A 272-nucleotide genomic window follows, 5' to 3' on the forward strand; every position below is an offset into this window, starting at 1 on the left:
TGGCTATGGAGCAATTAAACGAGCTGTTCTTGGAAGCGTGAGTGACTACTGTTCTCATCATGCGCACTGCACCGTGATGATAGTAAAAAAGCCGAAGCACAAGCTCTGAGTCCATGAGCGGCGGCCCCAGCCTGGACTGAACAGTATCATTCATGTATATATCTACCACCAACTTGTGAACGTATCTGTGTGAATAAATTGTCATTGTATTGACACTTCTAGTCAGCTTCAGCATGAAGGCATGTACCATATAGCATGCACTGTATATCCTT

Annotated in this window: 1 protein-coding gene; it reads left to right on the top strand. The window is 44.5% G+C overall.

Features of this window, described 5'->3' with window-relative positions; translation table 11 throughout:
- Positions 1-13: 13 nt before the first annotated feature.
- The gene (locus PZC42_RS24650) at positions 14-109 is read left to right on the top strand and encodes a universal stress protein (RefSeq protein ID WP_498041201.1); all 96 of its coding nucleotides are present in this window, start codon (positions 14-16) and stop codon (positions 107-109) included.
- The last annotated feature ends 163 nt before the right edge of the window (positions 110-272 follow it).

This window comes from Isoptericola croceus, assembly GCF_029382255.1.
GTDB classification, from domain to species: domain Bacteria; phylum Actinomycetota; class Actinomycetes; order Actinomycetales; family Cellulomonadaceae; genus Isoptericola; species Isoptericola croceus.